This window comes from Shewanella sp. BF02_Schw (assembly GCF_014596695.2).
GTDB lineage: Bacteria > Pseudomonadota > Gammaproteobacteria > Enterobacterales > Shewanellaceae > Shewanella.
Genome location: NZ_JABKAW020000001.1, coordinates 550,115 through 574,926 on the forward strand (window position 1 = coordinate 550,115; position 24,812 = coordinate 574,926).

At 42.2% G+C, this 24,812-nt stretch carries 15 protein-coding genes; 10 read left to right on the top strand and 5 right to left on the bottom strand.

Annotated features, from left to right (window positions below; translation table 11 throughout):
* The first annotated feature begins 90 nt into the window (after window positions 1-90).
* Both HNW13_RS02625 and HNW13_RS02630 read left to right on the top strand, forming a co-directional pair.
* Entirely contained in the window at window positions 91-768 is a 678-nt protein-coding gene (locus HNW13_RS02625; RefSeq protein WP_162022615.1) for an OmpA family protein, read from the top strand.
* A gap of 238 nt (window positions 769-1,006) precedes the next feature.
* Window positions 1,007-2,038, top strand: coding sequence for an IS630 family transposase (locus HNW13_RS02630; protein ID WP_124013279.1), 1,032 nt, complete (start codon window positions 1,007-1,009; stop codon window positions 2,036-2,038).
* A gap of 77 nt (window positions 2,039-2,115) precedes the next feature.
* Here the strand turns inward: HNW13_RS02630 and xseA are convergent, their stop codons facing one another.
* On the bottom strand, window positions 2,116-3,456 hold the full coding sequence (gene xseA / locus HNW13_RS02635; protein ID WP_192115364.1) for an exodeoxyribonuclease VII large subunit: 1,341 nt from the start codon (window positions 3,454-3,456) through the stop codon (window positions 2,116-2,118).
* 118 nt (window positions 3,457-3,574) lie between these two features.
* On the opposite strand from xseA, the gene guaB reads away from it, so the two are divergent.
* From guaB to tadA, 3 genes are all read left to right on the top strand, one after another.
* Entirely contained in the window at window positions 3,575-5,041 is a 1,467-nt protein-coding gene (guaB, locus tag HNW13_RS02640; protein ID WP_101085482.1) for an IMP dehydrogenase, read from the top strand.
* Between the two features lie 104 nt (window positions 5,042-5,145).
* Window positions 5,146-6,723, top strand: a complete 1,578-nt coding sequence (guaA, locus tag HNW13_RS02645) for a glutamine-hydrolyzing GMP synthase (RefSeq protein ID WP_192115363.1) — start codon at window positions 5,146-5,148, stop codon at window positions 6,721-6,723.
* A 188-nt stretch (window positions 6,724-6,911) separates the two neighbouring features.
* Window positions 6,912-7,391 carry a tRNA adenosine(34) deaminase TadA gene (gene tadA / locus HNW13_RS02650; RefSeq protein ID WP_206780909.1) on the top strand — a complete coding sequence of 160 codons (480 nt, stop codon included), beginning with the start codon at window positions 6,912-6,914 and terminating at the stop codon, window positions 7,389-7,391.
* Window positions 7,392-7,706: 315 nt separating this feature from the next.
* Here the strand turns inward: tadA and mltF are convergent, their stop codons facing one another.
* A complete protein-coding gene (mltF, locus tag HNW13_RS02655; protein WP_192115362.1) occupies window positions 7,707-9,137 on the bottom strand; it encodes a membrane-bound lytic murein transglycosylase MltF in 1,431 nt (476 codons plus the stop codon).
* Window positions 9,138-9,492: 355 nt separating this feature from the next.
* Here mltF and purL point away from each other — a divergent pair, with 355 nt between their 5' ends.
* The 5 genes from purL (at window position 9,493) to HNW13_RS02680 (ending at window position 18,167) form a co-directional block, all read left to right on the top strand.
* The gene (gene purL / locus HNW13_RS02660; RefSeq protein WP_192115361.1) at window positions 9,493-13,374 is read left to right on the top strand and encodes a phosphoribosylformylglycinamidine synthase; all 3,882 of its coding nucleotides are present in this window, start codon (window positions 9,493-9,495) and stop codon (window positions 13,372-13,374) included.
* A 1,140-nt stretch (window positions 13,375-14,514) separates the two neighbouring features.
* Window positions 14,515-16,071 (top strand): cytochrome ubiquinol oxidase subunit I, encoded by a 1,557-nt coding sequence (locus tag HNW13_RS02665; protein ID WP_162022620.1) that lies wholly within the window; start codon window positions 14,515-14,517, stop codon window positions 16,069-16,071.
* Window positions 16,072-16,086: 15 nt separating this feature from the next.
* On the top strand, window positions 16,087-17,226 hold the full coding sequence (gene cydB, locus HNW13_RS02670) for a cytochrome d ubiquinol oxidase subunit II (RefSeq protein WP_182743939.1): 1,140 nt from the start codon (window positions 16,087-16,089) through the stop codon (window positions 17,224-17,226).
* Between the two features lie 17 nt (window positions 17,227-17,243).
* The gene (gene cydX / locus HNW13_RS02675) at window positions 17,244-17,354 is read left to right on the top strand and encodes a cytochrome bd-I oxidase subunit CydX (protein WP_011636618.1); all 111 of its coding nucleotides are present in this window, start codon (window positions 17,244-17,246) and stop codon (window positions 17,352-17,354) included.
* Window positions 17,355-17,717: 363 nt separating this feature from the next.
* Window positions 17,718-18,167: a host attachment protein gene (locus tag HNW13_RS02680; protein ID WP_192115360.1), complete on the top strand. Its 450-nt coding sequence runs from the start codon at window positions 17,718-17,720 to the stop codon at window positions 18,165-18,167.
* A 244-nt stretch (window positions 18,168-18,411) separates the two neighbouring features.
* Here HNW13_RS02680 and HNW13_RS02685 read toward each other — a convergent pair whose 3' ends face one another.
* The 3 genes from HNW13_RS02685 to HNW13_RS02695 all read right to left on the bottom strand — a co-directional run bounded on the left by HNW13_RS02685 (window position 18,412) and on the right by HNW13_RS02695 (window position 24,746).
* Window positions 18,412-20,418, bottom strand: a complete 2,007-nt coding sequence (locus HNW13_RS02685; RefSeq protein ID WP_192115359.1) for a methyl-accepting chemotaxis protein — start codon at window positions 20,416-20,418, stop codon at window positions 18,412-18,414.
* 144 nt (window positions 20,419-20,562) lie between these two features.
* Complete coding sequence (locus HNW13_RS02690; RefSeq protein WP_192115358.1) at window positions 20,563-23,628, bottom strand: efflux RND transporter permease subunit; 3,066 nt, start codon at window positions 23,626-23,628, stop codon at window positions 20,563-20,565.
* Window positions 23,625-24,746 carry an efflux RND transporter periplasmic adaptor subunit gene (locus tag HNW13_RS02695; protein WP_192115357.1) on the bottom strand — a complete coding sequence of 374 codons (1,122 nt, stop codon included), beginning with the start codon at window positions 24,744-24,746 and terminating at the stop codon, window positions 23,625-23,627. The genes HNW13_RS02690 and HNW13_RS02695 overlap by 4 nt, the downstream gene beginning before the upstream one ends.
* Between the last annotated feature and the right edge of the window lie 66 nt (window positions 24,747-24,812).

Below are 24,812 nucleotides of genomic sequence, written 5' to 3' on the forward strand. Positions count from 1 at the left end.
GCTTATGTACCTTAGATCTACGTTAGAATGACGATTTTTGATTTTGTCAGTTTTTACTTATCCATATGGGATAAGTAGTTAGGAGTGTGTATGTCAGTAAAGTTAAATGCATCATTGTTATGCAGTTCATTAATCGGTTCGGCGCTGTTGTTGTCTGGTTGCCAATTACCTAATCCTTATACGGGCGAATCAGAAAATGCTAAAGCCACAAATGGCGCTATTATCGGTGGTCTTTCAGGCGCAGCCATTGGTGTACTTTCATCAAGCAAAAGCGACCGCGGTAAAGGTGCATTAATTGGTGCAGCATCTGGTGCGGCTCTTGGTGGTGGTATTGGTTATTACATGGATGTGCAAGAAGCAGAATTGCGTAAACAGTTAAAATCAACTGGCGTGAGTGTGACGCGCAACGGTGACAATATTGTACTGAACATGCCTAATGAAGTGACTTTTGCGGTTGATCAAACTGTCTTAAGTTCACGCGCTAAATCAGTGTTAAACAGTGTTGTATTAGTGGCTAAAGAATATGATGACACTCGCTTAAATGTGATTGGTTATACCGACAGTTCGGGTTCAGATTCTTATAACCTGCGTTTGTCACAAGTACGAGCGAGTGAAGTTGCGCAATATATGACGAGCCAGAAGGTTAGTGGTTCACGTGTATCTTCAACTGGTATGGGCGAGTCAAGCCCAATTGCCAGCAACTCTACCGAGCAAGGTCGTTCGCAAAATCGTCGTGTAGAAATTGTATTAACACCAATGGGTAAATAGTTTTATCCATGAGTGTGGTTAACAAGCGATGCTTGTTGATCTGTAAATAAAAAAGCCATCGAAAGATGGCTTTTTTGTTTAACCGATAACGGAGTTAGTGAACAATAATCTAGATGACTACATGTATTTGGCACACGTAATTTGATATATGGATGTTAAGTGAGTTAAATAACAAGCATATATACCCGTGATCATTGAAAATGCTTGATTTTGTCCCAAATGGGATCATCATAGCCCCATGAAACAAATTACACTCTCGCCAGAACAAAAAGTAGCATTGGAAACTCGACATAAAAGCTCGAGTGATAGGCGTGAGTGTGATCGCATTAAAGCCATTTTACTACGCGATGAAAATTGGCCAACGCCAATGATTGCCCAAGCGTTACGTATTCACGAAACGACCGTAGTTCGATACATTGATGCCTATGCTCACGACCAAAAACTCACGTGTAATAGTGGCGGCTCCTTAAGTTATCTGAGTCAAGAGCAAACTGAACTATTGATTGCACACCTGTGTGAGGTGACCTACTTGCATAGCCATCAAATAGTCGCTTATATCTCAGAACAATTTCAGATTAAGTACACAGTGTCAGGCCTCAATAAATGGCTGCATAAACATCAGTTCAGCTATAAAAACCCTAAAGGGGTTCCTCACAAATTTGATGAAGACAAACAAACGGCTTTCATTGAATATTATGAGCAACTAAAATCCTCGTTAACCCCTGATGAACCGTTATTATTTATGGATGCGGTTCATCCGACCCAAGCCACAAAAATCACCGCAGGCTGGATAAAAAAAGGCGTTGATAAACCGATAGAAACGACGGGAAGCCGAACCCGTATTAACGTGGTTGGTGCAATCCGACTTGGTCACTTAACAGAAGCGGTCATTGAGCAATATAGCAAAACGGTTAACGGTGCATCCATCATCGATTTTTTAAACCAAATTAGAGCGCGTTACTCAACAAGTGGTGTTATCCATTTGGTGCTTGATGGCGCTGGATACCATCGAAATGCCTTAGTAGTTAAAGAGGCTAAAAATCTGAATATAACATTGCATTACCTGCCGCCTTATAGTCCAAATTTAAACCCAATAGAACGATTGTGGAAGGTAATGAATAAGCATGCGAGGAATGGGCAATACTTCGCAACGACAAAAGAATTCCGACGAAAAATCACTGACTTTTTTAGCATCACCCTCCCCGATATTGCCGATACACTCGGTGATACAATTAATGATAACTTTCAGAAATTAAAACCTGCAGTTTGAATTCACTTGAGTATATAATCGATAATATCTCTGGTTCACACATTCCCAGCACATTTCTTTCATCGAGCTTATGTTCGTTATTTGGTTGAGACATCTGTCACTGTTGAGGTGACACTTCCTTGCTTTAACCGAGTATGAATTACATCACCATTGCTTAATTGATTGGCATTTTCGATAACATGCTCATTGGTACTTGTGATTGAGTAACCTCGGCTCAAGGTTGCCAGCGGGCTGACGGTATCAAGTTTATGGGCGGCCTGTGAAACTCGTGATTCAGCCTGTTTAAAATAATCTTTACTGGCGTCGTTAAAGCGTTCAATTAAATACCCAAGCCGCTGTTTTTCTATGGTTAAGGTATTAATTGGTGAACGTTGTTGCAAGCGATTATGTAATTGCTGGTGGCGTAAGGTTAGGCGACTGAGTTTATGCTGTAAGGCATTTTCTAAGCGCATTTGCATTTCGTCAAATCGTTGTTCAAATTGCTGCAGTTTATGTTGCGGCTCATGGCGTTGGAGTTGGTGAGATAACTGAGTTAATCGTCCATACTGCTGCAATTGGTAATGTTTCATCCCTTGCTGTAAACGCGATAGCAATAGCGCCAACTTTTCAGCTTTATTGCCTTTGTCTTTCGATAATAATTCAGCACCGGCTGACGGCGTAGGGGCGCGTACATCGGCAACATAATCACTGATAGTGGTATCTATTTCATGGCCAACAGCGCTCACCACAGGCAGTGCGCTGTTGTAAATCGCATGGGCTAAATGTTCGCTGTTGAAGCACCATAAATCTTCTAACGAGCCACCACCACGGGTAAGCAACAGTACATCAACTTCCATGCGTTGATTGGCAGTAACAATGGCTTGGCAGATTAATTGACTGGCTGTAGCACCTTGAACTTGAGTGGGGTACACAACCACTTCGATAGAGGGATCTCGGCGTGCTAATACATGCAAGATGTCTCGCAACGCCGCACCCGTTGCCGATGTGATGACACCAATTCGTTGGATATTAGTTGGAATAGGGCGTTTGGTTTCTAGGGAAAATAGGCCTTCAGCGGCCAATTTTAGTTTTAATGCTTCAAATTCTTGTGCGAGTAGTCCATCACCTGCTGGCAACATTGACTCAAGTAGCAGCTGATAATCGCCACGAGGCTCGTAAACACTGATGGCGCCTTTAATCAACACTTGTTGACCATTGACGGGTTTAAAACGCACAGATTGATTACGGCCCTTAAACATGGCACAGCGAACTTGTGAATGAGCGTCTTTTAAGGTGAGATACCAGTGCCCTGAACTTGGGGCCGAAAAGTTTGATATTTCACCATTTAGCCAAATTTTGCCGATTTGACCTTCAATAATATGCCTCACTTCGCTATTTAATTGCGAAACACTATAAACATTGTTTTTTGTGGCACTCATGAGAGTTCTCATTCTAACGTTAATAAAAATCCATTTTCCATTTACCAACTGCAATATGCAAGGTATAATCTCGCCGCAATATTTCACCTCAAATCCTACTTACTAGGGAGATGTTGCCATGCTACGTTTACTGAAAGATGCACTAACCTTTGATGATGTGTTGTTGGTTCCTGCCCACTCGACCGTACTCCCTAATACCGCTGTTCTTAAAACTCGTTTAACGACTAAAATCGAATTAAATATTCCACTTGTGTCTGCTGCTATGGACACTGTGACTGAATCTCGTCTTGCGATCGCGATGGCGCAAGAAGGTGGTTTAGGATTTATTCATAAAAACATGAGTATTGAGCAACAAGCCGAAGAAGTCCGTAAAGTTAAAAGTTATGAAGCCGGTATTGTTCAAGATCCCGTTACTGTTACACCTACCACAAGCTTAACTGATTTACGTTTATTAACTGAACATAATGGTTTTGCTGGTTACCCTGTAGTCAATGATGCACACGAACTAGTGGGCATTATTACAGGTCGTGACGTGCGTTTTGTGACTGATTGGAGCAAAACCGTTGCCGACATGATGACCCCTAAAGATCGTCTAGTCACAGTAACTGAAGGTACTAAGTTAGATGAAGTACAAAAACTAATGCATTCTCATCGTATTGAGAAAGTCTTAGTGGTTGATAAAAACTTTAAACTTAAAGGCTTAGTCACCGTTAAAGATTTCGAAAAAGCTGAACGCAAACCAAACGCATGTAAAGACGAATTAGGTCGTTTACGTGTTGGCGCAGCAGTCGGCGCAGGTCCTGGCAATGAAGAACGTGTTGACGCGCTCGTAAAAGCCGGTGTTGACGTGTTATTGATTGACTCATCACATGGTCATTCAGAAGGCGTATTGCAGCGTATTCGTGACACTAGAGCCAAATACCCTGATTTACAAATTGTTGGCGGCAACGTTGCCACCGCATCTGGTGCAATTGCGCTAGTTGAAGCGGGCGTTAACGCCGTTAAAGTCGGTATTGGCCCTGGTTCAATTTGTACCACTCGTATTGTAACGGGTGTCGGTGTACCACAAATCACTGCGGTATCTGATGCTGCTGAAGCAGTACTCGCCTTAGGCATTCCTGTTATTGCTGATGGCGGTATTCGTTTTTCTGGCGACTTAGCTAAAGCATTAGCTGCAGGTGCATCATGCATCATGGCGGGTTCTATGTTTGCTGGTACTGAAGAAGCGCCGGGTGAAACTGAACTTTACCAAGGTCGTGCTTATAAGTCATACCGTGGTATGGGATCTCTGGGCGCTATGGGCCAAACTCAAGGTTCATCTGACCGTTACTTCCAAAGTGACAACGCAGCAGACAAACTCGTACCTGAAGGTGTTGAAGGTCGCGTGCCGTACAAAGGTAAGTTGAAAGAGATCATTCATCAACACATGGGCGGCTTGCGTTCATGCATGGGCTTAACCGGTTGTGCCACGATTAAAGAGTTAAATGAAAAAGCACAGTTTGTAAGAGTGACTTCAGCAGGTATGGGTGAGTCACACGTTCATGACGTGACCATTACCAAAGAAGCACCAAACTATCGTTCGTAATTATGATAAGGGCGACGTTATGTCGCCCTCGTTTTATTAGCGTTAATTTGACCGCATCAATTGGATGCGAGTTATTACACTTAATTAATATGTAAAGGTTATTCATGAGTAATATTCACGATCATAAGATTCTAATCCTCGATTTTGGTTCTCAGTACACTCAACTTATTGCGCGTCGTATCCGTGAAATTGGTGTGTATTGTGAGTTATGGGCGTGGGATGTGAGCGAAGCGCAAATTCGTGAGTTTGCCCCAAACGGTATTATTTTAGCCGGTGGCCCTGAAAGTGTCACAGCAGACAATTCACCGCGTGCCCCTGAATATGTGTTTACTGCTGGTGTACCGGTATTGGGTATTTGTTACGGCATGCAAACCATGTCAGAGCAGCTGGGTGGCAAAGTGATTCAAGGCGTTGGCGAAGGTGAGTTTGGTTACGCACAAATTGAATTGCAAACCACATCAGCTTTGTTTAAAAGCATTGAAGATGCCGTTAGCGAAGAAGGCAAACCTTTGCTTGATGTGTGGATGAGCCACGGCGATAAAGTGTCTGCTATCCCTGAAGGTTTTGTGACCGTCGCTAAAACAGCAACTTGTCCGTTTGCTGCGATGGCCAATGAAGATAAAGGTTTTTACGGCGTACAGTTTCACCCAGAAGTGACGCATACTCGCCAAGGTCAGCGTATGCTAGAGCATTTTGCGCTAGACATTTGTGGCTGTAAAGCCAATTGGAAGCCATCATCAATTATTGAAGATGCTATTGAGCGTTTAAAAAAGCAAATTGGTGATGACGAAGTTATTCTGGGTTTATCTGGCGGGGTAGATTCATCGGTTGTGGCGATGCTATTACATCGTGCGATTGGCGATAAACTAACGTGTGTGTTTGTGGATAACGGTTTGCTGCGTTTGAATGAAGCGGATCAAGTATTAGAAATGTTTGGCGATCATTTTGGACTCAAAATTGTTCACGTCGATGCTGAAAACCGTTTCTTAGATGCGATGGCTGGCGAAGCAGAACCAGAAGCCAAACGTAAAATCATTGGCCGTGTGTTTGTTGAGATTTTCGACGAAGAATCAAAGAAATGCGCTAATGCCAAATGGCTAGCCCAAGGTACTATCTATCCTGATGTTATTGAATCAGCGGGCAGTGCAACGGGTAAAGCGCATGTGATTAAGTCGCACCACAATGTTGGCGGTTTACCTGCCAATATGAAGATGGGTTTAGTTGAGCCATTACGTGAATTATTTAAAGATGAAGTGCGTAAAATCGGTTTAGAGTTAGGCTTGCCTTACAACATGCTTTATCGTCATCCGTTTCCAGGACCTGGTCTAGGTGTTCGTGTTCTTGGCGAAGTCAAAAAAGAGTATTGTGATTTATTGCGCAGTGCCGATGCTATCTTTATTGAAGAACTGCATAAAGCGGATTTGTATAATAAAGTCAGCCAAGCCTTTACCGTTTTCTTACCTGTTCGTTCGGTAGGTGTAATGGGTGATGGTCGTAAGTATGATTGGGTTGTATCGTTACGCGCGGTAGAAACTATCGACTTTATGACTGCGCATTGGGCGCATTTACCGTATGATTTCTTGGGTCGCGTGTCGAATCGTATTATCAATGAAGTCGATGGGATTTCTCGTGTGGTTTATGATATTTCAGGTAAGCCGCCTGCAACAATTGAATGGGAATAACGTTGTAGCGTGACTCCTTACTTTAAATAAAAAGACGCTGCGGCGTCTTTTTTATTTGCTAGAATAGCCACGTATGACAATTACCTAGGTTTTATAGAGTGACAGATACCCCAAAAAAACACGTTTCCAGCGATACTTGCCCACTTTCTAATGCGCACAATGAGAAATCGAATCAGCTTCAGCGCGCCATTGATGAAAAGTGGATGCGTTTAGCGATGCAACTTGCCGAGCAAGCCGAGCTAAAAGGCGAAGTGCCAGTGGGTGCCGTATTGGTTAAAGACGATGTATTGATTGCCAGTGGTTGTAATTTAAGTATTGTGAATCACGATCCAACCGCTCATGCCGAGATGGAATGTATTCGTCAAGCCGGCAAGGTGTTAGAGAATTATCGTATGCTCGACACGACTTTATATGTCACGTTAGAACCCTGCACTATGTGCGCAGGTGCCATGGTGCACAGTCGTATTGCGCGGGTTGTTTATGGTGCAGATGATTTAAAAACTGGCGCGGCAGGTAGCGTGATTAATTTATTACAACATCCAGTTTTTAATCATCAGCTTGAAGTCAGTTCAGGTGTGTTGGCTGCAGAGTGTGGTGCGCAGCTAAGTGCATTTTTTCAACGACGTAGAGCAGAAAAAAAAGCACTCAAACAGTTAGCTATAAAATAGACTGATTGAGTGACTGGTTTTTATGTGGTTAACGGAAGATTAATTTTCAGTTTGTACCAATAAAAAATGAGCTCGTTGACGATTTTGAATGCGGCTTTTATGTACTTTAAGCATGACGCGACGACGTGACATGGTGTTGCTTATAGCTCTTCTTCTCATACCGTGATCCCTTAATATTGGCTAACCTCATCGAGGTTACTGATAAACCGCATACTTTAGCAGAATGCTTTCTAACGATAAATTCAGCACCATAGTACCTTATATTCGTGACAATTATCGGTCAGGTTTATGACGATAAGCGTGTCAGCACAAAAATTAGTGTGCTGCTTCATGGATATTTTTTGAAGCGTCTTCAGCAATGATTTCAATTTGTTGAGGTTCTTCAATAATCTCCAACTTTTGGGTTTGATTATCGATCCACACTAAAGTGTCGTAATAACGACGAATACTGTCAACATAATGAACAGCTTCGCTACCACGGGCATAACCATATCGAGTTTGTTTATAATATTTAGATTGTTGCAGCAAAGGTAATACTTTTTTGACATCACGCCATGCGCTAGGATCCATTCCCATTGATTCAGTTAATCGTCGTGCATCTTCAACATGACCTAAACCGATATTATAGGAAGCCAGTGCGAACCAGATCCGTTGAGCTTCAGAGATGGTGTCAGGCAATCTCTCCATCATGTCTTTTAAATAAAATGCCCCACCACGTATGCTTTGTTCTGCATCTAAGCGATCATCTACACCAACATAAGCCGCTGTAGGTTGAGTTAGCATCATCATACCTCTCACCCCTGTAGGTGAGCGAGCACTCGGGTTCCAGTGTGATTCTTGATAACTTGCGGCCGCTAATTTACGCCAATCTAACTCTCCAGAATACTGCTCGAAAAAACTACGATATTCGGGCAGAATGTTATCAATTGCGCGGATAAAGGCACGAGTATCAACGTAATCAAAACGCTTAACATGGCCAAAATACTTCTCGTTCAAATGCTCCAGCGTACCCGCACGCCTTTCTTTATGCCAAAAAGCCAATAGTTTACTCATTAAACGGTCGCTGTTATTCGGCGGTAATAGCCACACCACTTCGACCTTTTCTTCTAAAATCATCCCCGCGCGTAGTTCAGGTAAAAAACGCTGATTGATCAATAAACTATTTGAATCTGAAATGGTGTAGTTCAATTCACCGTTGGCAATTAATGCAAACAGTTCTTCATTGTCTTTGTCGTTGACTTGATTCCACATCAACTCAGGATAGTCTTTTTGTAATTTGGTTAAGGTATTGACTGAAGATGAGTTAGCCATGACAGTAATTTCACCTGACAGAGTACTAATATCTTTGGGTTCCGGAGTACCCTCCTTATAGACCAACACTTGGTTGACTTTATATAAGGTGGGTCCGAGCTTAAATTGTTGACTACGGTTAGGAGTTTTAGCGATGCCAGCCGCAATAATATCAATCTTGTTTTCTTTTAATGCCGCGAATAATTGCTTGCGATTGGTGTACGGGATCATTTCTAAAGGAACGGCTAAATAGTCAGCAAAGCGCTGCGCCATTTCGAAGTCGAATCCGCTTTCACCCTGTTCTGAATTAAGATAAATCTGCGGGCCATATAATGTCCCTACCTTTAATACGGTACGCTTAGGTGCGGGGGCAGCAATATCAACATTTTGAATATCAACAGGTTGACAGGCGGATAACATCCCGCAAAGTAAGATTATGAATAAGGTTTTGATCATATTTATTAATTGGTTATCTTAAGTTGTTTCGTTAATGTCACCAGAGTGATGTGTAAAAACGAATGAAATACCGGTTGAATAGCCTTTAAATATGTAGGGGAGTTAGCTTATTTTTTGCTTACTTTATCAGTAGTTTTCCTAAACGCCTATAGTTGAGTAAATAAGCAGCATTTAGTGGTTGTTTTTTGTTAAAAGGTAAAGTGTTTATGTTATTCATTTTAGCATTACTTGAGTGGGATATTTTCCCTATCAGGAAACACTGTTTTCACCTGCGCTTGAAGGTGATTTGTAGTGTGCAATTCCCTATAATAGCGCCAATTCTGATCCTCCTATATTATAAAGGTGAATAGACGTGATGGAAATCATTCGCGGAGCCCCAGCACTATCTGCATTTAGAGTTCAAAAACTCATGGAGGCTTGCGAAAACGCAGCGCTTCCTGTATCGCAAATTTATGCTGAATATGTACATTTAGCTAATTTGAGTGAACCACTAGATGATAATGAACGTCTACAGTTAGAAACTATTCTTACTTATGGCCCAGCTATTGAGTCTCATGCCCCACAAGGCACTTTACTGTTTGTTACTCCTCGTCCTGGCACTATTTCTCCTTGGTCTTCTAAAGCTACTGATATTGCCCACAACTGTGGCTTAGGCAAAGTTAACCGTCTTGAGCGTGGTATTGCTTATTATGTTGAAGCGTCAGTATTAACAGCCGAGCAGCAAAAACTACTGCAAGGTTTATTGCATGACCGCATGGTCGAAGTCATGCTGCCGGCGTTTGAAGCTGCTGAAATATTATTTGCTCGTACAGAACCAGCAAAATTTAGCAGTGTGAATATTCTTGCTGAAGGCCGCCGCGCTTTAGAAGTGGCCAATATTAAGCTAGGCTTGGCCCTTGCCGATGATGAAATTGACTATTTAATTGAAAATTTTGTTCGTTTAAAGCGTAACCCTAACGACATCGAACTAATGATGTTTGCTCAAGCAAACTCGGAACATTGTCGCCACAAAATTTTCAATGCAGACTGGACAATCGATGGCGAAGTACAGCCAAAATCATTGTTCAAAATGATTAAAAACACTTTTGAAGTCACGCCCGATTACGTGTTATCAGCTTACAAAGATAATGCCGCAGTGATGACGGGTCCGGTAGCGGGTCGTTTTTTCCCTGATCCCGATGGTGTTTATAACTATCACACTGAACCAATGCATATATTGATGAAAGTAGAAACTCACAATCATCCAACCGCTATTAGCCCATATCCTGGCGCTGCTACTGGTTCTGGTGGTGAAATTCGCGATGAGGGTGCTACTGGCCGAGGTTCTAAACCTAAAGCAGGTTTATCTGGTTTTACTGTTTCTAACTTGAAAATTCCTGGTTTTGTACAACCATGGGAAGGGGATTACGGTAAACCAGATCGTATCGTCACTCCGTTAGAAATCATGCTCGAAGGCCCTCTTGGCGGCGCAGCATTTAACAATGAATTTGGTCGTCCTGCCATTACCGGTTATTTCCGCACATACGAGCAATTAGTCTCTAGCCACAATGGCGTTGAAGTGCGTGGTTATCATAAGCCGATTATGATTGCCGGTGGCTTAGGCAATATCCGAGAAGAACACGTTCAAAAAGGTGAGATTACCGTTGGCGCTAAGCTTATTGTGCTTGGTGGACCGGCAATGAACATTGGCTTAGGTGGCGGCGCCGCATCTTCTATGGCGTCTGGTCAGTCTAGCGAAGATTTAGATTTTGCCTCTGTACAACGTGAAAACCCAGAAATGGAACGTCGTTGTCAGGAAGTTATCGACCGCTGCTGGCAGTTAGGTGACACCAACCCAATTCAATTTATTCACGATGTGGGCGCTGGTGGATTATCTAATGCGTTCCCTGAGTTAGTGAATGATGCTGATCGCGGTGGGGTATTCAATTTACGTAATGTTCCTTCTGACGAGCCAGGCATGAGCCCGCTTGAAATTTGGTGTAATGAATCTCAAGAGCGTTATGTGTTATCGGTTGCACCAGAGAACTTACAACAATTTGCTGATATTTGTGCCCGTGAACGCGCGCCATTTGCGGTGGTTGGTGAAGCAACTGCAGAGATGCATTTAACGCTTGCAGACAGTCACTTTAATAACAAGCCGATTGATTTACCGCTTGAAGTTTTATTAGGTAAAGCGCCTAAGATGAGCCGTGATGTGGTGACTGCCAAAGCAGTATCGCCAGCGTTAGATCAAACTAAAATTGAGCTAAACGATGCCGTTAAGCGCATTTTAACCTTGCCAACCGTGGCTGACAAAACCTTCCTTATCACCATAGGTGATCGCTCCGTCACTGGTTTAGTTAATCGCGACCAAATGGTGGGTCCATGGCAGGTTCCTGTTGCCGACTGTGCAGTAACCGCATCAAGTTATGACAGCTACTGCGGTGAAGCGATGTCGATGGGTGAGCGTACTCCGTTAGCATTACTCGATTTCGACGCCTCTGCTCGTATGGCAGTTGCCGAATCGATTATGAACATTGCTGGTACCGATATTGGCTCGTTCAAGCGCATTAAGCTTTCAGCTAACTGGATGTCGCCAGCGGGTCACCCTGGTGAAGATGCGGGTTTATACCAGGCGGTTAAAGCGATTGGTGAAGACCTTTGTCCTGAACTCGGTATCACTATTCCCGTCGGTAAAGACTCCATGTCGATGAAAACCGCATGGGAAGAAAATGGTACTCAGAAAACTGTCACATCGCCTATGTCGTTAGTCATCACCGCTTTTGGTGTGGTGCAAGATATTCGTAAAACGGTAACGCCGCAACTTTGTGATGATAAAGGTGACAGTGCATTATTAATGCTGGACTTAAGCAATGGCCAAAATCGTTTAGGCGGTTCTTGTTTAGCGCAGGTTTACAGTGAGTTAGGCGATATTGCACCCACATTAGATAAAACCGCCAACTTAGCGGGCTTTTTTGAAGTGATGCAGCAGTTAGTCGCCGAGCAAGCGGTTATGGCTTATCACGACCGTAGCGACGGCGGTTTATTTACCACCTTAGTGGAAATGGCCTTTGCCGGTAATACCGGGTTAATGATTGATTTAGCCAGCTTGAATGGTACTGATTTAGAGCGTTTATTTAACGAAGAAATTGGTGCTGTAATTCAAGTCAGTGCTGTTGATGCCAAAGCCATTGCCGCACAATTTGAGGCTAAAGGTGTCACGTGTCATCACATTGGTGGCTTACAAGCGGCAGACAAGATTAGCATTAACGATGGCGAGCGAGTGATATTTGCTGATAGTCGTACAGCACTGCGCACTTTGTGGTCAGAAACGACCTATCGCATGCAAGCGCTACGTGACAACCCAGAATGTGCGCGTGAAGAGTATGAGCTTAAACAACAAGCTGATGCGCCAGGATTAACGGTTAAATTAGGCTTTAATCCAAGTGAAGATGTGGCTGCACCTTATATTCTTAAAGGCGCTGCCCCTAAAATGGCTATTTTACGTGAGCAAGGCGTTAACTCTCATGTTGAAATGGCAGCCGCTTTTGACCGTGCCGGTTTTGAAAGCCGCGACGTGCACATGTCGGACATTTTATCTGGCCGTATTAGCCTTGAAGAATTCCAAGGCCTAGTGGCTTGTGGCGGATTCTCATATGGTGACGTGTTAGGTGCTGGTGAAGGTTGGGCTAAGTCGATTCTGTTTAATGACCGTGCTCGCGATGAGTTTAGCCGTTTCTTCGAACGTGATTCAAGCATCGCCCTTGGCGTGTGTAATGGTTGTCAGATGTTATCTAATCTGAAAGAAATTATTCCAGGAAGTGAGCATTGGCCGCGTTTTGTGCGTAACCGCTCTGAGCGTTTTGAAGCTCGATTCAGTTTGGTTGAAGTGCAACAAAATCCATCGGTATTTTTTGACGGTATGGTTGGCTCTCGTATGCCTATCGCTGTATCGCATGGTGAAGGCTTAGTGGAATTTGCTAATGCTCAATCGTTAGCAAATGCAGAAGCATCGGGCACTATTGCACTGCGTTATGTTGATGGTCATGGTCAAATTGCGACCCAGTACCCAGAAAATCCAAATGGTTCTGCCAATGGCTTAACGGGTATTTGTACCACTGATGGTCGCGTAACCATTATGATGCCGCATCCTGAGCGAGTATTCAGAACTGTTGCTAATTCATGGCATCCAGATAACTGGGGTGAAGATAGCCCATGGATGCGCATGTTCCGTAATGCACGAGTGAAAATCGGCTAATCGCAAATTAAATTTTTAGTTTAGCTAAAGCACTTGATTTAGCTAAAACACTTAATTTATAAAGTAAAAGGCGACTCCTTTGAGTCGCCTTTTTTATTGGTTTCAATTTGTTTAGCGCTGCTGATTTTATGTTGTCGTGGTAAAGAAAAAACCCATAGATTTATTCTATGGGGTTTTCTGATTCGTTATCCTTGGATCATAACGATTACCGCTTAATATTATTTCTGCGCTAACAAAAAACATTCACTAAACACGGTATAGATAAAAACGTGAGCTCGCTTATTTCACTTCTTTAGCAGTAAACATTTCAGTAAAAACACGTTTGTACAAGTTGGCAATATGTTCGAATAATTGAGTCATAGCACATTCTCTCTAGGTTAGGTCACTGGAATTAAGACAACGACTCATTGCACTACTTAGTGTTCGTCTTCTTAATTGTGCGCAAATTATACAATTGAACTAATGTATGCTCAAACGAGAAAAAATGATGTTTGGCATTAGTTTATTTAATGAATTATTGTATTATTTTAATTTAATTTTTAAAATAAATTTACTTATACTTAATTTAAACAGTGCGTTATGAATATCATTGTGTATTGTTAATTATAGAAATATTTATCTAATATTAATTTTTTGTGTATTTAACTACTTTTTATTAACAATCTGAGTGAGCAGGGTGTTTTGTCAAAAATAAGACATGCTTGCTTTTTATTCCTAGCAATTATCCATTTTTTGTCAATACCTCAAGATAGGGGGGCGATGGTTGTACAATTTTTATTACAACGAATACCACAAGTTTCTTGTTGAGTTGTGATCCATCTGACATCAAATGTACATCGAATAGGTGTGAGATCGACTGTAAAGGACTGATTTTTTAACTCAAAAAATTATTCATGCAAATAATCTAATGCTTATCACATTTTTGATTAAAAAATATGATCTACCAAGCCATTATACCGTAAGATATAGGGCGTTTAGGACTGGACTTGAAAACACAGGCAAATAGATTAATTTATCATTTTTCACTCTTTGGTGAGTTGTCCACTGCTTCAATATTACCGTTTTCAGGTATAACATCATCATTATGGTAACCGAGTGTTGCTATGTCGTATTTGGTTGTACTGAAGTAAGGAGTCGCCAATGATTATCGAAGAGGTCGTTGAGCTATCGCGTTTTCAATTTGCGCTGACAGCCATGTATCATTTTTTATTTGTTCCACTCACCCTAGGTTTAGCCTTTATTCTTGCGATTATGGAATCACTGTATGTGATGACCAATAAGCAAGTTTATAAAGACATGACTAAATTTTGGGGTAAGTTGTTTGGGATTAACTTTGCCTTAGGCGTAACAACGGGTTTAGCGATGGAGTTCCAGTTTGGTACTAACTGGTCCTACTATTCTCATTACGTAGGTGACATTTTTGGCGCGCCTCTGGCGATTGAAGGCTTAATGGCGTTCTTCCTTGAGTCTACGTTAGTCGGGATGTTCTTTTTTGGTTGGGATCGCTTCAGCAAACGCCAACATTTAGTCGTCACTTGGCTTGTCGCTCTTGGCTCTAATATGTCAGCTTTATGGATTTTGATCGCCAATGGTTGGATGCAAAATCCAGTGGGTTCGGTGTTTAACTACGAAACTATGCGTATGGAAATGACTAATTTTGCCGAAGTGGTATTTAACCCCGTCGCGCAAGTTAAGTTTGTTCATACCGTCGCATCTGGTTATGTTGCCGGTGCCATGTTTGTACTTGCCATTAGCTCATATTACATATTGAAAGGCCGAGATTTACCTTTTGCTCGTCGCTCATTCGCTATTGCAGCAAGCTTTGGTATGGCATCCATTTTATCGGTCATCGTGTTAGGTGATGAATCGGGTTATGAAGTCGGTGAAGTCCAACGTGTTAAATTAGCGGCAATTGAAGCTGAATGGCACACTGAACCTGCACCAGCAGCCTTTACTGCATTTGGTTTCCCTAACCAAGAAACTATGCACACGGATTACGCCGTTAAGATCCCATATGCGATGGGTATCATTGCGACACGTTCTTTAGATGGAGAAGTAACCGGTATTAAGGATCTTATTAAAGATCACGAAGTACGAATTCGTAACGGTATGGTTGCGTATGCTTTACTTGAAAAATTACGTGCAGGTGATAAATCGGTTGAGGTTAGAGAGCAATTTGAAGCAACCAAAATCGACCTAGGTTATGGTTTCTTACTTAAGCGTTATACCGACAAAGTGGTGGATGCGACTGAAGAGCAAATTATTGCAGCGTCTTATGACTCAATTCCTACCGTGGCGCCTATGTTCTGGAGTTTCCGCTTAATGGTTGGCTCTGGGATGATAATGCTATTGGTGTTTGCTGCGGCCTTCTGGCAAAGCACTCGTCATCAAATCGCCGAGAAAAAGTGGGTACTTCGTGCTGCTCTTTACAGTTTGCCACTTCCATGGGTAGCCATTGAAGCTGGTTGGTTTGTGTCAGAGTTTGGTCGCCAACCTTGGACCATTTCTGAAGTGCTACCAACATTCATGTCGGCGTCTAGTTTAACGACGGCGGATCTTTGGTTCAGTATTATTTCGATTACGGTGTTCTATACCATCCTGTTGGTGATAGAGGCTTACTTGATGTATAAGTTTGCTCGTCTTGGTCCAAGCAGCTTAAAGACCGGCCGTTACCATTTCGAAACCCAAGATGCTTAATCTGAGGACCTGATTATGTTTGATTATGAAGTATTAAGATTTATTTGGTGGGCGTTAATCGGCGTGCTGTTGATTGGTTTTACCGTGACAGATGGCTTTGATATGGGCGTAGGTATATTGTTACCCGTTATTGGTAAAGATGATACTGAACGCCGTATTATGATTAACACTATCGCACCACATTGGGACGGTAACCAAGTATGGCTAGTGACGGCGGGTGGTGCATTATTTGCTGCTTGGCCTATGGTCTACGCGGTATCGTTTTCGGGCTTTTATGTGGCAATGATGCTAGTACTATTTGCATTGTTTTTACGTCCAGTCGGTTTTGATTATCGCTCTAAAATTGAAGATCCAAGATGGCGTAAGTCATGGGATAGAGCATTATTTGTCGGCAGTTTTGTACCACCGTTAATCATTGGTGTGGCATTTGGTAACTTGCTTCAAGGCGTACCATTTAACTTTGATGAATATTTACGCGCCACTTATCATGGCGGTCTGTTGGGTTTATTGAATCCGTTTGGCTTATTAGCCGGTCTTGTGAGTGTCACTATGGTGATAATGCAAGGCTCTACATGGTTACAAATGAAGACCGACGGAGAGCTGCGCGTTAGAAGCGCTAAAGCATCGCAAATTTGTGGTGGTCTATTAGTGGTTCTGTTTGGTGCTGCTGGTGTTTGGCTTGTAAACGGTATTGATGGTTATGTTATTACCTCAGCCCTCGACCTTGCTGGCCCGTCAAATCCAACCACTAAGACAGTGGCGGTTGAAGCGGGTGCTTGGTTAACCAACTATGATAAATATCCTCTTACCATGTTATTCCCGGTGTTAGGCTTATTAATGCCAATATTGGTGATTTTTGCCAGTCGTTTAAATCGTAGTGGATTTGCGTTCTTTTTCAGTTCGCTTGCGGTTGCTAGTGTCATTTTAACCTGTGGTGCAGCAATGTTCCCATTTGTTATGCCTTCATCATTAGAACCTAATGTCAGCTTAACAATGTGGGATGCTACAGCCAGCCAAATGTCACTAAAAGTGATGACCGTTGCCGCTATTATCTTCGTACCTACAGTATTAAGTTACACCATTTGGACTTACTACAAGATGTACGGCCGCTTAAATCGTGAGTATGTTGAAAACAACAAAAGCTCACTTTACTAAATTAAGGAGCAACGTCTATGTGGTATTTTGCGTGGATTTTAGGGGTATTGTTAGCGTGTTCATTCGGTATCATCAACGCGTTATGGCTTGAGAATACTGAAAATATGGATCGTAACAACGAACTATAAACGTTATATCGTTTGATATAAAAAAACCGCTTTAGTAATAAAGCGGTTTTTTATTGGCTACTCATCTTGTTTACAAAACTAAAATCGACCGGTTTTAACTAATGACTCAATCTAGCACTCATTAGCTTGTTACTTAGTGGCTGTTAACAAAGCCAATTTTATGTTCAGTCTCCGCCTTATAAAAAGCCCAAAAAATATGTAGTACACTCGCCACTGCTAAGTAAGATTTTTATTCAAAGATACCAGGAAATACTGCTCAATTCCCAAGTGTTAACAGAAATATTGTCTATAATTAATTAACGCTAATTGTTTGTTTTTTGAACATGGCAATTTGTTAATAATGCACTTAACGGGAGATATATAATGAGCAGTTGGATTTTAGTCGCGGATAGCGCACATGCACGTCTATTTAACGCAGAAACAGCAAAATCTACATTAATTGAGATTAAGAGCATGATCCATCCCGAAGCACAGCAGCATGAACAGGAACTAACCTCCGATCTACCAGGCCGTCAGGCTGGAGGAGCAACCAATAGTCATCATTCTGTCGGGGGGAAAACAGAGCCTAAAAAGAATGAGGCTGTCGAATTTGCCAGGGAGATCTGTCGATACCTTGAGGCTGAATATAATGCGCACAAATTTAGCCAATTGATTGTTGTTGCCGCACCTCATTTTCTAGGTAACTTACGCAAAGAAATGAGTACTAATGTCACTAAAATTGTTACGCTGGAAATAGATAAAGATATTGTAAAGCAGGACATCGACTCGATTAGAGGTCAGCTGCCAATTATCTTACCTAGCTTAGCCACATAAGCTGAAATTTAGATAATTAGGTTCGTTTATTAAGCTGTCATCATCATTACTCGTATGTCGGCAGCTTAATGGGGTATTTTTGTTTTTTGTCGTAAACTACTGTCGTGAAATAACATTAAGCATGAACCTGTATTACCTAAGTCGCAAATCCTCGTTGTGACGATTATCGTTGCTCAACTAAGCGATTAAGATAATTAACCAGCACTCAGTAGATTGAGTACTGGTCTGCTAAAATCCCACTTAGTTAAACCACTTTAAATACACCTATTTGTTGTTTGATACTGTGCGCAAGTTTGGTTAATTGCTCTGAATCACTTACCGCTTTTGTTGCCCGCTCATCACTATTTTGTGCAAGTGTAGAAATAGTATGTAAGCTGCGTGACACTTCATCTGCTACCGTACTTTGCTGTTTGGTGGCACTGGCAATACTAGACGAAAATATTGCCATTTCGCCGATATTATGATTAATCAGTGTGAGTTGATTATTAACTGTATCAGCTTGTACCGTTGAGGACTCACCCAGTTGCTGACACTGGATCATTTGTGTTGCTGTGTGTTCTACCTGCTGTTGTAATTTGTTAATAGTCGTACCTATCTCACTAATTGAACGTTGTGTTCTTTGTGCTAATGAGCGAACTTCATCAGCAACAACAGCAAAGCCACGACCTTGGTCACCCGCTCTGGCTGCTTCAATTGCGGCATTTAAGGCGAGTAAATTAGTTTGGTCTGCAATGCCGTTAATGACTTCAGTAACCTGACTGATGGCTTGAGTTTCATTGTTGACGCTTTCAATATTTTTTTGACTTTGAATAAGTTGTTCACGCAAGGATTGTAGTTCTGTAACCGCCTGAGTTAACTGTGTATGTCCTTGGTTTGATGCGCCATCAATTTCTTGCGCCTGCTGGGCAACTTGACTCGAATTCTGCGCTACATCTTTAATAGAAGAAGACATTTCTTCGATAGCTGTCGCAATCTGTTCTGTTTGGTTTAACAGTGATTTTGCCTCATTACCATTCAATTTTGATGTTTGTTGGCTAAGAATTGCTTGGCTTTCTAAGCTGCTGACAGACTGTTTTAACGACTCAATTAATCCTGCTAAACTTGCAGCCGTTTGGGCCACACTTATCGTGATGTGATCAACTTCATTGTGGCTGTCTTGAGGGCATTGTTCGAAAGTTTGTGAAAGATCCCCTTGGCCTAATTTAGCTATTTGCCTCTGTAGATTCTTTAATGGCTTAATTGCACGATTAATGACATTAAAAAGTAAAACGGAAATAATAACTACGCCTAGCAATGCCAATATGGCGTTAATTTTTAACATGCCTAAGCTTTCATCACTCAATTCCTTTTCAGGAACGAAACCGACCAAAGTCCAATTCCAACCGGGAATATATACGGAATAGGAATACATTTCTTGATTAGACAAGGACCTGTAAACCCAACTCCCTTTATCTGTGAGTGCCTGTTCAAGCGATAGGCCATCGAGCAATGTTTCATTATATGGTTCTTCTGATGTTAACTCACGATGAGAGATAATCTGTTGATCAGAGTTTCGGATGATGACATACGAACCTGATTCTTCAAGAGTCAGTTGTTTAAGTGAGTTTTGGATTTGTGCAACAGATCGGGTGATATCAAAACCGATAAAAAGAATAGCGATAACTTTGCCATTGGGATCTTTTACTGGGCGATAAATTGTCATGTAGTCTTTACCAAAAAGCTTGGCGTAGCCTTCATACTCTTCGCCTTTAACCAAACGCTGATAACCGGGATGTGTAATACCTAAATACGTCCCTAATGCACGATTACCATCTGCTTTTTTAAGTGATGTTGATACACGAACAAAATCATCATTATCGCGAGCAAATATCGTAGCGACTCCGCCTGTAAGCTTCGAAAAGTGATCTACGTTATTATTTGAATTGTTAATTTGCTCATTATCATGGACTAGTACAGGGGTCTTAATTCCTAACACCTCAACGGTGCGATCTTCTATCAAGAATTGTCCTGGATATAAGGTACGCAGAACATCGGCATTTCGTTTAGCTAAGTCCAGCATACTGTTGAACTGCAGTTCAATTAAATGAGTATTACTGTGCATTTGTGATTTAATCGCTTGAATTGCTTTGTCATGCAATACAGTGGATGCCGATTGATAGGAAAACCAAGACATAGCGGTAAAGATAACGATAGAAGACAATATGGCAAGTGAGCCAATTTGTTTTGCTATAGGCCAATTTTTATAATTCATATGCACTATTCCATAATTATTATGACAATTAATTTTCAATAGGTAGGTATACGAGTTTAAATGTACATCTAAGGACTACTAATTACCCGTTATTTAGTACGAAAAAGTGGTAAGTAATGAAAAATTCTGATGAAATTTATATCATTACGCGACTGAGTGATTAGCAAGTATACCTTTCGGCTTCATCAATAAGGTATACATTACCGGTACCCAAATCAGTGACAACATAGTGGCTAATAGCGTACCGCCGGCAATAGCGATAGCAAAAGGTGGCCAAAAGCCACCACCGGCGATAATCAGAGGTAAAAAGCCACCTATGGTGGTAATAGTGGTTGAGCCAATATGACGCCCGCAACTGCTCACCGTGCTAATAATGAGTGCTAAATTGCCATCGCGCGCCTCGGGAATATCCTCAAGTTCTGCCAAAATAACAATGGCAGCATTAATGGCTAAACCCATTAACCCCAATAAACCGATGATGACGGTAAACCCAAACGGATAGCCAAATACATACACGGATAACAAGCCTAAACCGGCCGATTGAAAAGCACTCAGTAAAATGATGGCGGTTAATCTAAACGAGTTGAAAGACAGCACTACCGTTGCTAATAGTAAGGTTACAACCAACACAATATTAGACAATAAATTACCTACCGCCTCATTACGCTTTGCGCTTTCACCACCTATTTCGAGATGATATCCCGCAGGAATAGACAAATTAGCAATAGTATCTTTAACCTCGTTGAGTACTTGTGCAGGCAATACTCCACTGGTGATATAAGCTTCGATAGTATTAACGCGTTCGCCATTTCTGCGCGGTATTGCACCACGACTGACATTTATTTCGTTATAAGATAATGCCGATAGTGGAATGCCTGACCCCGATGGTGACACCAGATTAATCTCGGCTAAACGAGTGGCTTGTTCGCGGCTGTTGTCGCCTAAGCGAACCCGTATTGGCAGTGATTCTGTTTGCTCTAAAATGCTGCCACCAATGATCCCAGTAGTCGCCATTTGAATTTGATTAGCAATGTCGCTCAAACTTAGGCCGCTCATTAAACTGGCGTCTTCATTCACCTGTAACCACACTTTTGGCGCGCCAGAACTGAGGGTGGCACGAGTATGAATTACATCTGGTGTGGCGACTAAAATGCCGCGTACTTGCTCACCTAATGTTTTCAGAGTATCAAGATTAGGGCCATAAATTCGCAGCTCAACCGGAGCGTTAAAGGGAGGCCCTTGTTCCAGTTTTCGCACTAAAATCTGTGCTTGTGGAAATTGGGCATCAAACTCTTTTTGTAATTGTAAAATTAACCGATTGGCGGCGGCATAATCGGTCACTTTAATCATCGCTTGGGCGTAATTGGTTGCCCCTTGTTGCCGTTGAGTTAAGTTGTAATAGAAAGAGGGCGTATTACCGCCAACAACCCATGTAGCTGCGATAATATCGTCAATCTGTTGCAGCTTTTTATCAATCAGTTTGACCTGCTCGAGAGTGTTATCAATACTGACATGAGGTGCCAGGTAGACTTCAATTTGGAACATGTCGCGATCAGACGGAGGGAAAAATTGTTCAGTCATTTTGCCCGCGGCAAAAAAGCCAGCTATCGGTAATATTCCAATTACGATAGCGGTCAGTATTGGCCGAGATAACGCAAACTGTAAACTGGCGGTAAATGCTTGGCTAATTCTTGGGAATGCCATCCCTTGCTGATACCAAGCCGTTGGTTTTTCACTGCGACTGAATCGACCCGCAAGGCCAGCAATAATGGTATGAGAAATAATATATGAGCCAAGTAAGGCGAACATGACCGAAATGGCAATGCCACCCACAAACTCACCCGCAGCTCCAGGCATTAATACAATAGGTGCAAAGGCTAGCATGGTGGTAATGGTCGACCCTGCTAGTGGTAGCCATAAATGGTGTAAGGTTTTTGATACCGCTTCCAGTTTGCTCATACCTTGTTGACGGCGTTGCGCAATGGCATCAACAATCACAATCGCGTTATCGACCATAATCCCCAGCGCAACCACTAAACCTGTTACTGACATTTGGTGGATCGGTAGTCCAGTATATTTCATGCAGGTGAGGGTAAATAATGCGGTTAATGGTAATGATATCGCCACAATCACTGCATTGCGCAGTCCTAATGTTAGCATCAGAACCACTAAAATAATCACAAATCCTTGTAGCAGATTAATCACCAAGTCACCTAATCGGTCACTGGTATAGCTTTGTTGGTCGAATAACCATTGCACCTTAATATTGGCCGGTAAATTAGCTGAAAAATCATCTATGGCGCTGCTTACATGCTGTTGCCACACATCGACTCGATTATTGTTGAGCATGCGTGCAGACACCAAAACGCCTTGCTGACTGTCGATTAAAGCGATACTCGATGCCGGAGTCTTGGCTTGGCGGCTAATATTGGCCACATCCCCCAAGCGAATAATTTGACCATAGTCGTCTACTTTTAACGGCACTTGGCGGATACGATTCTGCGAATCTAACTCACCAGAGACTTCAACTAAGGCTCTAAATTGGCTGTTATTAACTTCACCGGCTGAAATTTTGCTGTCGGCATTATTTAAAATAGCGGCAATACTGGCGGGGGTTAAATGCAATTGACTGATTTTATTGCCATCTAGCTCAACTAAAATCTCTTCTTGTGGTGCGCCATAAAGTTTAACAAAATCAGTACCACTGAGCAGTCTTAGACGGCTTTGTAATTCTTTGGCATAACGATTTAGAATATCGGTTCTTACAGGGCTATCGTCAGCCCAAACAAGTCCTAAAATGGCGGTATTGGCATAACCTAGTTGATCATCTAATACACTATTTTGTGCTTCTATTGGCAACAATGATTTACTGTCGGCGATAAGATCTCGAGCGCGTGACCACACCGGATCTGTCTCTGTGACCGTGTCTTTTAATTCTAGCTGGATAACCGAAATCCCGGGGCGAGAGGTCGACTGGACTAGCTTTAAATCTTCTAAACGGCGTAATTGATTCTCTAACACCTCGGTCACGAGTGCTTCAACCCGCTCTGCAGATGCACCAGGGTATTGAGTGATAACAGACGAAAATCGGTTAGTAATATGTGGATCTTCGGTGCGCGGTAGGCTTGAAATCGCCCCTAATCCGGCAACAATTAATAATGCGATAAATAAACTGGTTAAGCGGCCATTTTCTAAAAATGCTTTAATCATAATGCCCCCGCTTTCTCAGCTTGAGCGAGAGTGACTTTCTGGTTAACGACCAATTTATGTAATCCTTGCAATACAATTAAATCGGTTGGTTTTATGGCACCTTGAATATACGCTTGTTGTTCATTGGTATAGATAATCTCTACATCGCGGCGCTCAATGGTATAAAAACCTTGCTCAGCCTCAACTAAGGCAAACACGTTCCATAATCCGCGCACGCCATCGGTTAATGCCGACATAGGCACCCAATAACCAGGTGCTTGCACGTCTTGTTGATACGCCAAATAAGCTATTTCGCCATTGATCACTCTGGCTGAGTCTGGCAAATGAATACGCAACTGAACCGTGCGACTAATGGTATTGACCTCGGCACTAATACCGGCAATTTTAGCGATAAAGGTTTGCTTACCTACACGGACATCTACCATCTGCTCGGCGGTTAACTGCTGTGCGATATCAATGGGTACTCCAATATAAGCCACAGGCTGACTGTTACCAACTAAGGTGAAAACCGGACTGCCTAGCGCAATCACTTCGCCGATATTATGAAAACGTTGACTGATTTTTCCATTGAATGGGGCCAGTAAGGTTGATTTTTCAATTTTCAAATTGGTTGCACTTAAGCTGGCTTCTATTCGCTTTTGGTTAGCTTGTAAGCTAATAACTTGTTGCTGGGTTTCATCGAGTTGCTGCTCAGACACATAGTTTTGTTGTTTCAACTTTTGAGTACGAGCTAAGGTGCTTTTTGCTAAATCTATATCCGCTTGAGTTTGCAATAAACTGGCTTGTAATTGCTGCTTTTCTGCGGTTAATAAATCAGTATCAAGCTGCGCTAATATTTGTCCTTTGCTCACAGTATCGCCACTGTCGACTAGGATATTATTCAGTTTACCCGCAAGCTCAAAGCCAATTCCGGTGGTATTGGCCGAGCGAATTGTACCCGTGTAAGTTTGCATGTGTTGATAACGGTCGCTTAATGATAAAGGCTGTGACAATACCGTTTGATACTCAGTTGTTTGTGAATGCTCTTTTACCTCAGAGCCACAACCGCCTAATGAGATTAAGCTTAAACCTAGCGCCCAGTATCGAATGATTGGGGTGAATGCCTTTGACGCGTACATAAGTTTATTCCTTGCAAAGCAATATATTGTGCCAATGTTGATTTATCTTAAAAACCAGTGTTAATA